This window comes from Paractinoplanes deccanensis, from assembly GCF_016862115.1.
Taxonomy (GTDB): Bacteria; Actinomycetota; Actinomycetes; order Mycobacteriales; family Micromonosporaceae; genus Actinoplanes; species Actinoplanes deccanensis.
In genome coordinates this window covers 36,227-48,029 of the sequence record NZ_BOMI01000016.1, presented here as the reverse complement: position 1 = coordinate 48,029, position 11,803 = coordinate 36,227, and the positions used below count along the sequence as shown (strand labels likewise).

9 protein-coding genes are annotated in these 11,803 nt (G+C 71.9%); 6 read left to right on the top strand and 3 right to left on the bottom strand.

All coding sequences use genetic code 11. The features are described from left to right. Positions 1–428: hypothetical protein (locus Ade02nite_RS05680; protein ID WP_203760443.1), on the top strand; the 428-nt coding region annotated here is incomplete at its 5' end. 73 nt (positions 429–501) lie between these two features. Then, positions 502–1,422 (top strand): sensor histidine kinase, encoded by a 921-nt coding sequence (locus Ade02nite_RS05675; protein ID WP_203760442.1) that lies wholly within the window; start codon positions 502–504, stop codon positions 1,420–1,422. On the opposite strand, the gene Ade02nite_RS05670 is transcribed toward Ade02nite_RS05675, so the two are convergent. Further along, the gene (locus tag Ade02nite_RS05670) at positions 1,320–2,300 is read right to left on the bottom strand and encodes a GntR family transcriptional regulator (protein ID WP_203760441.1); all 981 of its coding nucleotides are present in this window, start codon (positions 2,298–2,300) and stop codon (positions 1,320–1,322) included. The genes Ade02nite_RS05675 and Ade02nite_RS05670 overlap by 103 nt on opposite strands. A 16-nt stretch (positions 2,301–2,316) precedes the next feature. Here Ade02nite_RS05670 and Ade02nite_RS49070 point away from each other — a divergent pair, with 16 nt between their 5' ends. Further along, positions 2,317–2,682 carry a hypothetical protein gene (locus Ade02nite_RS49070; protein ID WP_239168556.1) on the top strand — a complete coding sequence of 122 codons (366 nt, stop codon included), beginning with the start codon at positions 2,317–2,319 and terminating at the stop codon, positions 2,680–2,682. A 72-nt stretch (positions 2,683–2,754) separates the two neighbouring features. Here the strand turns inward: Ade02nite_RS49070 and Ade02nite_RS05660 are convergent, their stop codons facing one another. After that, positions 2,755–8,067, bottom strand: a complete 5,313-nt coding sequence (locus tag Ade02nite_RS05660) for a GH92 family glycosyl hydrolase (RefSeq protein ID WP_203760440.1) — start codon at positions 8,065–8,067, stop codon at positions 2,755–2,757. A 211-nt stretch (positions 8,068–8,278) separates the two neighbouring features. Between Ade02nite_RS05660 and Ade02nite_RS05655 the strand changes: the two genes are divergently transcribed. Continuing rightward, the gene (locus Ade02nite_RS05655; protein WP_203760439.1) at positions 8,279–9,493 is read left to right on the top strand and encodes an oxygenase MpaB family protein; all 1,215 of its coding nucleotides are present in this window, start codon (positions 8,279–8,281) and stop codon (positions 9,491–9,493) included. A 6-nt stretch (positions 9,494–9,499) separates the two neighbouring features. On the opposite strand, the gene Ade02nite_RS05650 is transcribed toward Ade02nite_RS05655, so the two are convergent. After that, a complete protein-coding gene (locus Ade02nite_RS05650; protein ID WP_239168555.1) occupies positions 9,500–10,666 on the bottom strand; it encodes a TetR/AcrR family transcriptional regulator in 1,167 nt (388 codons plus the stop codon). Between the two features lie 20 nt (positions 10,667–10,686). Between Ade02nite_RS05650 and Ade02nite_RS05645 the strand changes: the two genes are divergently transcribed. Both Ade02nite_RS05645 and Ade02nite_RS05640 read left to right on the top strand, forming a co-directional pair. Next, positions 10,687–11,055: a VOC family protein gene (locus tag Ade02nite_RS05645; protein WP_203760438.1), complete on the top strand. Its 369-nt coding sequence runs from the start codon at positions 10,687–10,689 to the stop codon at positions 11,053–11,055. Positions 11,056–11,113: 58 nt separating this feature from the next. Further along, positions 11,114–11,773, top strand: coding sequence for a Bax inhibitor-1/YccA family protein (locus Ade02nite_RS05640; RefSeq protein WP_203760437.1), 660 nt, complete (start codon positions 11,114–11,116; stop codon positions 11,771–11,773). The last annotated feature ends 30 nt before the right edge of the window (positions 11,774–11,803 follow it).

Genomic DNA, 11,803 nt, shown 5'->3' with positions numbered 1-11,803 from the left:
GGGGGGGGGAGCCGCTGCCGGACGGGGTGTGGCGGGCGCTGGTCGACCATCATCCGGAGGACACGCTCGAGCTGGCCGACAGCGCCGCGCGGCGGGGCCGCCCGGACATCGCCAGCAGCTTGCACGCCCGGCTCCCGCCCGCCGAGCGGCTGCGTCACGCCGTCCACGGGGCGTGCCATCGCACGCTGGTCACCGCCGTGATCCGCGACGGCCTCGCCGACGCCGACGACCGGCTCAACGCCCTGCTGGCGGGCCGCGGCCACTGGGCCGAGTTGCGGGAGCGCTCCGACGCCGGGCGGCCCGGCGCGGCTCGCCACCTCGTCGACGGGCTGACCCGCGTCGGCGACCTCGACGCGCTGCGCGCCGAGATGCACGCCGGTACGCCTCTGGCCGCCGAACGCTTGTCGGCCCTGCTGTCGGTGCATTGAGGCAAAGCACGATTTTCCGGCAGTCGCACAGAGCGTGCGCTGCCGCCGCCGTCCCCCCAGGTCGAGTTGTCGGATGCGAACCGTCATCGGCTTCCACCATCCGGCTCTGCTGTATGCGCGCAGCGAGGAGTACGTGGCGGCCGTCAGCGGATTCGCCCGGGCCGCCGTGGCGAACGGCGATCCGGTCCTGATCGCCGTCCCCGGGACGAACCTGGAGCTCCTGCGCGGCGCGCTGGCGGACCTCGGTGACCGTGTCGCCTTCGCCGACATGGCGGTGGCCGGCCGGAACCCGGGCTGGATCATCCCGGGTGTCCTGCTCCGGTTCGCCGCCGACCATCCCGGCCGCCGGGTCTCGATCGTCGGCGAGCCGATCTGGCGGGGCCGGTCGGCGATGGAGTACCCGGCCTGCGCCGCGCACGAGGCGCTGATCAACGAGGCGTTCGACGGCCGGGACGCCACCATCCTGTGCCCGTACGACGTGCGCCGGCTCGATCCGTCCGTGGTCGCGGACGCGTGGGCCACCCATCCCACGATGATCGAGAACGGCGTCTCGCGCGACAGCGACCGGTACGCCGATCCGGTGGTGACGGCCGCCGCCTTCAACCAGCCGCTGCCGGTACCCCCGGCGCACGCGGCGACGCTGGTGTACGGCGAGACACCGGCCGCCGTCCGCTGCTTCGTCCGGCGGCACGCCACCGCGCACCTGCCCGAGGACCGGGCGGAGGAGCTGGTGCTGGCCGTGAGCGAGGTGGCCGCGAACACGGTCCGGCACGCCGGCGGGCGCGGCACGGTCTCGTACTGGACCGAACCCGGCCTGGTCGTCTGCCAGCTGCACGACAACGGCCACCTGACGGACCCGCTCGCCGGCCGCATCGTGCCGCCGGACATCCGCTACCGCGGTTTCGGGCTGGTCCTCACCAACAACCTGTGCGACCTGGTCCGCATCCACACGAGCCCGTCCGGCACCACCATCCGGCTGCACAAGCAGCGCTGACAGCCCTGTCCGAGATCCAGCACGCGGTCCGCCTGTTCCCGGCGCGGCCGGCGCGGATAGCGTGCGGTCCGGAGGCCACCATGGAGCTCGAAGAGCAGCGCATCGTCCAGGTGCGCGACCCGGCCGGCCTCGATGATCAGGCACCGAAGACGTACTCCAGTTCGTAGGCGCTGGAGTCCAGCACCATCTCGTTGACCTCGACGCAGCGCCCGGTGCCGGTGTAGGCGAACCGGGTGATCTGGATGACCGGCGTCCCCCGGGGGCAGCGCCAGCGCCTCGGCCTCGGCGGAGGTCGGCATCCGGCAGACCAGCGCCTCCCGGAACGTCTCCGGTCCGAGACCGGCCTCGGCCATGCGGGCGTAGATGCCGCCCGGCCCGGGGCCGGTGTAGGCGACCGCCGGCACCGCGGCCACCACGTCCAGCGGCAGGTGGCTGGTCGCGGTCATGACGATGCGGTCGTCGACGACGAAGCGGCGCGCCCGGGTGAGCACGGCCGCGCCCGCGGGCACGGAAAGCGCCTCGGCGATGCCCTCGGACGCGGGAGCCTCCTGGACCGTCACGTCGACGCTGCGCAGCCGGTCGGCGGTGTCGTGGTCCTGGATGGCCTTGCCCCCGGCCCACCAGGTCCGCGAAAGCCGCCCGGGCGACGAGCGGAGCAGCCGCTTGAAGGCTCGGACGTAGAGGCCACGGCCGTGCCTGGCGACGAGCACCCCGTCGGCGCGCAGGACGTCCACGGCCTTGGAGACGGTGCCGGTGGGCACGCCGTAGCGCTGGGCCAGCTCGCGCACGGTCGGCAGCCGGTCGCCCTCGACCAGCCGGCGCGCCTCGATGTCGGCGCGGATGGCGTTGGCGATGTCTCGGTACGCCGGCTCACCCATGTGTTCACATTACTCGATGTTCATCGTGGACACTTCTTCGGTGTTCACGACCCTCGATGGTCTGATGGGGGTGAGGGTGCTGCTCCTCGTGCCCGGGGAGGGCGAAATGGTGGGAGCGAACGTAGGAGAGCTGTCGGTGCGCGCGACCGCCGGCGCGGGCCGCGCGGTGAACGGTGAGCACGTCGAGGAGCGGCCGAGCTGGCGCTGCCGGACCTGCGGCGAGCCGTGGCCGTGCGGCCCGGCGCGGGAGCGGCTGGCCACGGCACTGTCCCCGATCATGCTGCGCACCCAGATGTGGGCCAGGCTGGAGGCGGCCGCCCTCGACATGCCGCGCGGGCCGGTCAGCGAGCTGTTCGAGCGCTTCCTCCGCTGGACGAGCTGATCCCACGCCGCGGGCGCCGGGGACCGCCGGCGAGCCGGCCCGGGGGCAGGGCCGGCTCGCCAGCGGGATCTCTCAGCGGGTGACCGTGAAGGGCGCCTCCGCCTTGGCCGCCGAGGCGGCGCCGGACAGGGTGACGCCGGCCGGGCCCGGGGTCGCGGTGCCGGGGACGCTGACGGTCTCGCCGGTGACGATGCCGTCGGCGTTCGCCCGCAACGTCGTCCTGGTCAGGCCGTCACCGAAGGTGCCGGTCACCGTCTCGTTCGGGGCGAAGCCCGAGCCGTCGACGGTGATCGCCGTGCCGCGCGGACCCGACGCGACCGACAGGGAGACCTGCGGGTCGTAGGCGGGCCGGGCGGCGGGGGCGGCCGGCTCGAGCGTCGTTGCCGTCGCCTTCGCCGAGGACGCCACCGTCACGGTGAACGTGACCGTCTTGCTCGACAGCGTGTCCCACGCCGTCACGTGCACCGTGTAGGTGCCCGCCTGGGCGTAGGTGTGGGTCCCGCTGATCGCGCCGGAGGTGATCGTGGCGTCCGCCGGAGCCGTGCCGTCGCCCCACTGGACCCGCGCGTTCGTGCCGGTCGTCGTGCCGAGCGGGGCGGTGAGCGCGGTGCCGGCGGTCGTCTTCTGGTCGGCCGGTGCCGTCAGCTCGAGCGCGGCGGGCGCCGTGCCGTCGTCGGCCACCGCGAACACGTGGATCCGGCCGGCCGAGCCGGGGTCACCGGTCTGGGCCGGCAGGGTCACCGAGACCAGCGTCTTGCCCGCGGGGATCTGGTACGGGGCGGTGGCGAACAGGAACGGCTGCGCGTTGTCCCGGCTCGTGCCCAGCAGCCGGTACCCCGACTTGGCGACGACGATGTTCCCGTACGACGGGGTGCCGTTGGGGTTGCCCCCGAGGGTCCAGTCGCTCATCTGGATCGGGACGTTCGCCGTGGTGCCGTCGCTGAACCGGAAGACGCCCGTCGTGCTCTGGTTGCCCTGGGTGCCGGCGCCGATGAACGAGATGCTCTTGGCGTCGGCGGGCAGGTTCAGCGTGATCGTCTTGCCGTTGCCCGTCGCGTTGTCGGGCTGGCCGGCCGGCGTCGACGGCAGCGTGAACCGCAGCGCGGTGCCCGGAACCGTGAGCGGCTGCCCGGCGGAGACGCCCGCCGCCGCGAGGGCCTGCCGGGAGTAGGCCCAGTTCTTCGCGTCGCAGTTGGCCGCCCGCGCCCCGTCGTCACCGATGCAGACGGTGTCGAAGGAACGGACGAGACCACCCGCCGGCGCGTACGCCACGTCGACGCCGACCGTGGCCGAGCTCTGGCTGCTGCCGTCGGTCACCGTGACCGCGGCCTGGTAGTAGCCGGGCTTGTCGTACGTGTGCGAGCCGCTGACGCTGTAGACGGCCCGCGAGCTGAGCGCCGTCGTGCCGGTGGTGGCCGGCGTGCCGTCACCCCAGTCGATCGTCGCCCGGTATCCGCTCGCCGTGCCGCCCGTGACCGTGGCCAGCGGGGCCGACACCGTGGTGCCGGACGTCGCGGGCACCGTCGCGGCGGCGTCCACGGTGACCGCTCCCCCGCCGAGCTCGACGTCGCCGCCGGCGAGCAGCTCGATCTCGGCGAGAGAAGGAGCGGCGGCGCCGGTGGTCCTGGTGACGACGAGGCGGAAGTGGGCGAAGCGGCCCGGCTTGTCGATCTCGAACGGCCGGGTCTGGTTGCGCCACGTGAAGACCTCGCCCTTGCGGGAGTCGACAGTGGTCCAGGTGATCCCGTCCTTCGACCCTTGCAGCTTCCAGTCCGCCGGGTCGCCCGCAACCGCGGCCGAGGTGAGGGTGTAGTAGGTCGGCGTCTGCCTGCCGCCCCGGTAGGCCCAGGTGACCGTCGGGGTGGCCGTGTCGAAGGTCAGCTGCGTGGCCGACGAGTCGTCGAACAGCTGCGCCGCGTTGGTGGTGCCGAGGCCGGGGCCGGTGGTGTCCTGCAACGGCTTCGGCACCTCGGTGCCCTTGGTCAGCGACGGCGGCGCGTCCTTGGCCGCGGAGCCCCACGACGACGGGTTCGGGCCCATCGTGAACTCGATGGTGCTGCCCTTGCGGAAGACCGACGAGTCGATGGTGGTGCTGGTCTGCTTGTGGCCGTCGACCTTGACGCTCTGCACGTACACGTTCTTGGTGCTGTTGTTCCTGGCCTTGACGGTGAGGTCGCCGCCCGGGCGGTGCACCGTCATCTGGCTGAACTGCGGCGAGCCGATCACCCAGCCGGACGAGCCGACCTGGAGCGGGTAGAGGCCCAGCGAGCTCAGGATGTACCAGGACGACATCTCGCCGTTGTCCTCGTCGCCGAGGTAGCCCTGCCCGATCTCGCTGCCGACGTAGAGCCGCCGCAGGATCTCGCGGACCAGCGACTGCGTCTTCGCCGGGGCGCCGACGTAGTCGTACATGTAGGGAATGTGGTGTGAGGGCTGGTTGCTCATGCCGAGCTGGCCCATCCGGACCGCGCGGGCCTCGAGCATCTCGTGGATGATGCCGTTGTAGCCGCCGGGGTGGTCGGCCTTCTCCGGGGTGGCGAAGAACTCGTCGAGCTTGTTCTCCAGGGCCGCGCGGCCGCCGTACAGGTTGGCCAGGCCCTGGCCGTCGTGCGGGGCGGTGAAGGCGAAGTTCCAGCCGTTGGTCTCGGTGTAGACGCCGCCCCAGTCGAGCGGGTCGCCGTCTTCGAAGGTGCCCGCGGCGTCGCGTCCCTGGAAGAGCTTCGACTTCGGGTCGAACAGGTTGACGTAGTTGCGGGCCCGGGAGAGGAAGTACTTCGACTCCTCGGCGAGCTGCGCCCGTCGCGCCTTCGGGGTGGCCGGGTCACGCGACAGGCCGTACGCCATGGTGCCGATGCCGTAGTCGTTGATGAAGCCCTCAAGGGCCCAGGACACCGACTCGCCCGTGGTGGTCGGCGTGTAGCCGAGGAAGAGCGAGGTCTCGATGCCCTTGCGGCCGACGGCGCTGCGACCGGAGGCCACCGTCGCGTCCTTCACCGCGGAGTCGTAGGCGGCCAGCGGGTCGGGGAGCTTCACATGATTGGTGTACGCCTCCGCGAGCGCCACATTCGCGCTCGTGCCGGTCATCAGGTCGGCGTAGCCGGGCGACGACCACCGGGCGACCCAGCCGCCGTCGCGGTACTGCTGCACGAAACCGTCGGCGATCTTGCCGGCGATCTCCGGGTAGAGCAGCGTGTACGCCGGCCACACCGTGCGGTAGGTGTCCCAGAAGCCGTTGTTGACGTAGATCTGCCCGTCGACGATCTTCGCGCCGGTCGTGGTCGCTGTCGACGTGCCGGCCGGGGCCGACACCGGGCTCGCGTACTGCCAGCGCGGCCGGGCGGCGGTGCCGGTGTTCTCCGACTGCGAGTTCGGGTAGAGGTTGAGCCGGTAGAGGTTGGAGTAGAGCGTGACCAGCTGCGTCTCGGTCGCGCCCCGCACCGAGATCCGGTCCAGCCGGTCCTGCCAGGCGGCGGTCGCGGCGGCGTGGATCTGGTCGAAGCTCTTGCCGGCGACCTCGAGGTCGAGGTTCTTGTGCGCCTGGTCGACCGAGAGGAACGAGGTCGCGAAGCGCACCGTCACCTCGGTGCTCGCCGCCAGATCGAACGTGGCCGAGGTGGCCGCCGTGCCGGCCGGGGCGCGGTCGAAGGCGCCGTAGACGAACATGCGGCTGCGCCCGGCGGAGAGGCCGCTGCCGTTGTCGACCCAGCCGGTGAAGGTGCCGTCCGCGGCGAAGGCGAAATTGCCGTTGTAGAAGGCGAGGCTGCCGGTGGCCGAGCCCGCCGGGAAGGCGAACTGCATGATCGCGCCGTGGTCGGTGGGCGACATCCGCGCGGTCTGGCCGTTCTGCAGCTCGACGCTGTAGAAGTCGGGCCGGGCGATCTCGTCGTTGTGGCTGAAGGCGAGCGCCCGGGTGCTCGGCTGCCCGGTGAGGTTGCCCCCGGCCGGCACCGGCATGATCGACATCTGGTTGCGGTCGCCCATCCAGGGGCTGGGCTCGTGCGAGACGGCGAGGCCCTGGAGCATCGGCAGGTTCGCGGCGTTGTTGGCGCGCTGGTACTCGTACTCCCAGGAGTCCGACGTGGCGTTGGTGACCGGCGTCAGGAAGTTGAAGCCGTTCGGCAGCGCCGAGATCGGCAGGTTGTTGCCGCGCGAGAAGCCGCCGGTCGCGTTGGTGCCGCGGCGGGTGTCGACGTAGTTGGTGAGGACCGAGCCGTTGATCGGCGCCGGCGTGCCGGTGACGGTGACGTCGTCGATCCAGCCCTGGAACCGGGTGGACGCGGTGGCGCCCGGGTTGTCGTAGGCGAGCAGAATCCGGTCGATCGTCTTGCCGTTCGCGACCGCGCCGAGGTCCGACTGCACGGCGTTCCACTCGTCGGCGAACAGCGCCTTGGCCGCGCCCTGCCCGGCCGCCGTGAGGGCGTTGCCGTGCTGGTCGACCGGCGAGCGGCGGCTCAGGTAGGTGCCGTCGGTGAAGTGCAGGTCGATGGCCGCGTACGTGGACGGGTACTGGAGGTTCTCCCCGGTGAGCTCGGGGAAGATCTTGTAGCTGAGCCGCGACTTCGGCCCGACCGGGATGTTCACGTCGAAGAGCTTGTTGGTCGCGTACGAGCGCCCGTCCGCCTCGGCGCCGCCGGCGTACCGCAGCGACGCGACACCGGTGAACCCGGCCTTGGGCAGCATGTTGGCGCCGCGCACCGGTCCCGCGCCGACCTCGCTGACCATCGGCGTGGCCGGGGGCCGCACGTCCGAGCCGTCGCTGATGTCCCAGTCGGCGAGCTGCACGAGGGAGTCACCGGAGTTGGCGGTGATGGCGAGCCGGTAGTACGCGTACGACGTCGTGTTGGTGAAGGTGTACGTGTTGGTCGCGTACCGCCCGCCGAAGCTCTGGCCGGCGCGCTTGTCGAGGTCGGTCCAGGCCGAGCCGTCGGCGGAGCCCTGGAGCGTGAAGTCCTTGGGATCGCGGCCGGGCGCGTCGTTCGCCGAGGTCAGCGAGTACTTCACGACGGTGACCGGCTGGGCCAGCCGGTAGGTGACCGTGCCGGTCGGGTTGAACGCCAGCCACTTGGTCGACGTGTCGCCGTCCGTGAGCTTGGCCGCCGTCTCGTTCGGCGGGTTCTCGGCGCTCGCGGTCACCGCGGTGACCTGGTCGAGCACGCTGCCGGGCAGCAGGCTCCGGATCGAGCCGGTGAGGTTGCCCTGCACCGGCTTGCCGCCCGCGACCTCGGCCGTGCTGACCGCGGGCTGCTGCTCGCCGGTCTCGAACGAGGAGCCGAAGTCGCCCGGCTTGACCGCGGCGCCCGCCGCGGACGGGATGCCGAACAGGCCTATCGGTAACAGAAGCGCGCCGGCGACGGCCACCCACCGTCGGGGCAGGACAGGATTCATACCCACTCCACTGTGTATCCCAGTCTGCATCGAAGATCGCCAGCTTCACCCCACCCTGACAACGTTGTCAAGAAAAGATCCGGAAATCGGCCCGAAACAAAGCTGGCCCGCGCGGCGGCAAGCCGCTATGTTAATGAGAAATCACACATTGATGATCGTCAACACAAGATCGTTGTGCCTGCTGGAGCCCTCGCTGGAATGAGGTAAGAGAATGCAGAATCTCAGCAGAAGACGCGTCCTGACCCTCGGCGCCGCGCTGGGCCTTACGGGCGTGGCGGCACCCTCCGCCGCGTGGGCGTGGTCGTCGGCCGGTTCGATCACCGGGATCGACGAGGTCACCGACCCGTGGGGCGTCTGGGACGACGCCACCGACCCGCTCGTCGCCTCGCTCCTCGACAACGGCCAGATCCCGGCGGTCAACACCGCGTTCGGGGCCTGGGTGCGCAACGGCGACCCCCTGCCCGCCGGCGTGCCGGCCGCGCTCACCTCGTACCTCCAGCAGGTAAACACCCTGCCCTCCTGGGCCGACCAGACCAAGCTCACCCGCGCCGCGCAGTTCAACAAGCGCATGAGCATGTACCTCTTCCTGCTGTACGGCCTGGGCAGCGGCATCATGAGCACCGTCATCCCGCGCGAGGCCCGCAACGTCTACTGGTCCGAGGGCGGCTCGGACATGAAGGCGCGCGCCGCCAAGACGTTCACCTACGGGTACGACCTGAGCGCGCCCGACGCGTTCCAGCCCAGCGGGCACTTCGTCGTCACGTCCACCAAGACCCGCCTCACCCACGCCGCCGTGCGGCACCTGCTGCCCCAGTCGGCGGCGTGGCGGGCGGTCACCGACGACCAGGACTTCATCCCGATCAGCAACGGCGACATCCTGATCACCTTCCACAGCCTCGGCACCTTCGTGCGCCGCACGATGAAGTCCTGGGGCATCCGCATCTCGTCCGCCGAGGACGCGGCCTTCCTGCACATGTGGCAGGTCGCGCTGCACCTGCTCGGCGTGCGCGACGATTTCATCCCGGCCACCTGGGCCGCCGCGGAGCAGCAGTCCCACTACGCGCTGACGCCGCTGCTCGCCCCGACGCCCGAGGGCATCGACCTCGCCGACATCCTGCTCGGGCTCACCTCGCAGGTCGACCTCGGCGTCACCCGGGGCTTCCAGCGCGAGTTCGCGCGCTACCTGCTCAGCGACGAGATCGGCGACTGGCTGCGGCTGCCCCGCGACTACGCGTCCCGCACGCTGATCGAGGTCGGCTGGCCGGCGTACGTCCTGTTCCGCGAGGGTTTGTCCCCGGTCATGCCGAACAGCTTCTCGCTGTTCGACCGCTTCGTGCGCGGCCTGGCGATGCTCTTCCTCAACAACGGCACCTCGGCGACGCAGACCCCGATCACGATCCCGACCCACAACCGGCCCGGCACGTGAGACCGATCAGGGGATGAGGGCGCCGGTGGCCAGCGCGGTCACCGCGTCCCGGTGGCCGGGCGTGTCCTGCCAGCGCAGGGCCCGCCCGGCCTCCACCACCACACCGAAGCCCGCGTGCACCAGCAGCCGCGCCTGGCGCGCGTCCAGCTCGGGCCGCGCCGCGCGCAACTGCTGCTCCCAGACCGCGATGTGCTCGCGCTGCGCGGTGATCAGCGGCCGGCGCAGGTCGGCCGGCAGCCCGCGGATCTCCGCCTCGGCGACGCTGTTCAGCGCGTTGTGCTCGAAGCTGTAGGCCACGTACGCCGCGGTCAGCGCGACCACGGCATCCCGCGGGCCGGGCGCCCGGCGCAGGCTGCGCTCGGCGGCCAGCTCCAGCAGCCCCGCCGCCTGGAGGCAGGCGGCCACCAGGATGTCCACCTTGCCCGGATAGTGCCGGTAGATCGCGGACGGCGCGAGCCCGACCGCCTGGGCGATCTGCGCGTTGGTGACGGTGGCGAAGCCGTCCCGCGCGAACAACGGCACCGCGGCCGCCAGGATCTCGGCGCGCCGGGTGCGCGGCACGGGCTGCGCGGGCAGCTCGACCGAGCCCGCGCTGCCGGCGGCCGCGCCCGGATCGCTCGCCACCACCTGGGCCGCCGCCGCGAGCAGCAGCTCCTCCATGCGGCGCTCGGCCATCGAGGTGTGGTGCATCGTCACCGACCCGATCGCGCCGAGGGCCGCCACCGCCCGCAGCCGCTCGTCACCCGGCGGGCGCTCCCGGCGCACCAGGTCGGTCACCCGCTCGACCACGTGGGCGAACTTCGCGCGCAGCAGCCGCCGGTCCGCCGGCCCGAGGTAGCGGGCCTCCCACCGGTAGAGCCCGCCCGACGCCCGATGCGCCACCGTCACCCGGGTGACCGTCGCCAGCACGTCGGCCAGCCCCGCCTCGGCCGGCGCCTCGTCCACCGCGGCGACCAGCCGGTCCACCATGACGTCGGCGCACTCGGCGAACAACGCGTACTTGTTGGGGAAATGCCGGTAGAGCGCCGCCGCGCTGATGCCCACCTTGGCCGCGATCTCCTCCATGGACGCCGCGTGATAGCCGCGCTCGCTGAAGACCTGCCCGGCCGCCTCGACGATGAGCTGCCGCCGATTGCGCGGCCGTGTGCCCGCAGCCGCCCCCGCGCTCACCATGTGTGCTAGTCAATCACAGTATGAGAGCTGCGCAGATAGCCCAGTACGCCGCGGACCTGCCGCGCGCCACCGCCTTCTACACCGCCCTGCTCGGCGCGCCGCCGGTCGCCACCTTCGACCCGCCCGGGCTGGTCTTCTTCGACCTCGACGGCCAGCGGCTGCTGCTCGACACGGCCGCGCCGTCCGCCCTGCACTACTACCTGGTCGACGACGCCGGCGCCGCCGTCGAGCGCCTCCGCGCGGCCGGCGCCACGGTCGAGACCGAGCCGCACGTCATCTTCACCCACGACGACGACAGGCTGGGGCCCGCGGGCACCGACGAGGTCCAGGCCTTCGTACGCGACACCGAGGGCAACCTGGTCGGCCTGATCGAGCACCGCGCGCCCTGAGCCATCTCACCCCTGGCGGAGGGTGCCCGGCCGGGCCGCCCGGTTCACAGTGGCGACCATGGACGACACCTACGCCTACCGCGCGGCCGGGATCGCCACCCGCGACCGTGGCCACACCCTGTTCGCCAGGACCATGGGCTACGTCGCGGCGACCACCGGCCTGTTCGCCCTCGGCGCGTACCTGGGCCGCGACCTGCCGGGCGCCGCGGCCTTCGTCGCCTACCTCGGCGCGTTCGCCGCGCTGATCGCCATGCAGTTCGCCGTGCGCCGCTCGCGGCAGACGACGGTCGTGCTGCTGGCCGGCTTCGGCCTGCTGATGGGTGTCGCCGTCGCCCCCACGCTGGTCTACTACGCCGACACCGACCCGCAAGCGCTGTGGCAGGCCGGCTCGGCGACGGCGCTCTTCGTCGCCGCCTTCGGCGCGGCCGGCTACGCCACCCGGCGCGACCTGACGGCCCTGGCGCGCCTCTGCTTCTGGGCGCTGCTCGCCCTGCTCGTCTTCGGCATCGTGCTGATCTTCGTCAACATCCCGAACGGCTCGCTGATCTACTCGGTCCTCGGCCTGATCATCTTCGCCGGCTTCATCATGGTCGACTTCCAGCGCCTGCGGCGCTCCTCCGCCGTCGAGTCGGCGCCGCTGCTGGCCGCCTCCATCTTCCTCGACATCCTCAACGTCTTCCTGTTCTTCCTGCGCATCTTCCGCGGCGGCAACCGCTGACCGGAGGCCTCCGGTTGGCCGGATCGGCAG

Bases quoted from the DNA above. Each gene is read 5' to 3' on its own strand.
- Ade02nite_RS05650 (WP_239168555.1), bottom strand. From the start codon at position 10,666: ATGGTGAGCGCGGGGGCGGCTGCGGGCACACGGCCGCGCAATCGGCGG.
- Ade02nite_RS05645 (WP_203760438.1), top strand. From the start codon at position 10,687: ATGAGAGCTGCGCAGATAGCCCAGTACGCCGCGGACCTGCCGCGCGCC.
- Ade02nite_RS05660 (WP_203760440.1), bottom strand. From the start codon at position 8,067: ATGAATCCTGTCCTGCCCCGACGGTGGGTGGCCGTCGCCGGCGCGCTT.
- Ade02nite_RS05640 (WP_203760437.1), top strand. From the start codon at position 11,114: ATGGACGACACCTACGCCTACCGCGCGGCCGGGATCGCCACCCGCGAC.
- Ade02nite_RS05670 (WP_203760441.1), bottom strand. From the start codon at position 2,300: ATGGGTGAGCCGGCGTACCGAGACATCGCCAACGCCATCCGCGCCGAC.
- Ade02nite_RS49070 (WP_239168556.1), top strand. From the start codon at position 2,317: ATGTTCATCGTGGACACTTCTTCGGTGTTCACGACCCTCGATGGTCTG.
- Ade02nite_RS05675 (WP_203760442.1), top strand. From the start codon at position 502: ATGCGAACCGTCATCGGCTTCCACCATCCGGCTCTGCTGTATGCGCGC.
- Ade02nite_RS05655 (WP_203760439.1), top strand. From the start codon at position 8,279: ATGCAGAATCTCAGCAGAAGACGCGTCCTGACCCTCGGCGCCGCGCTG.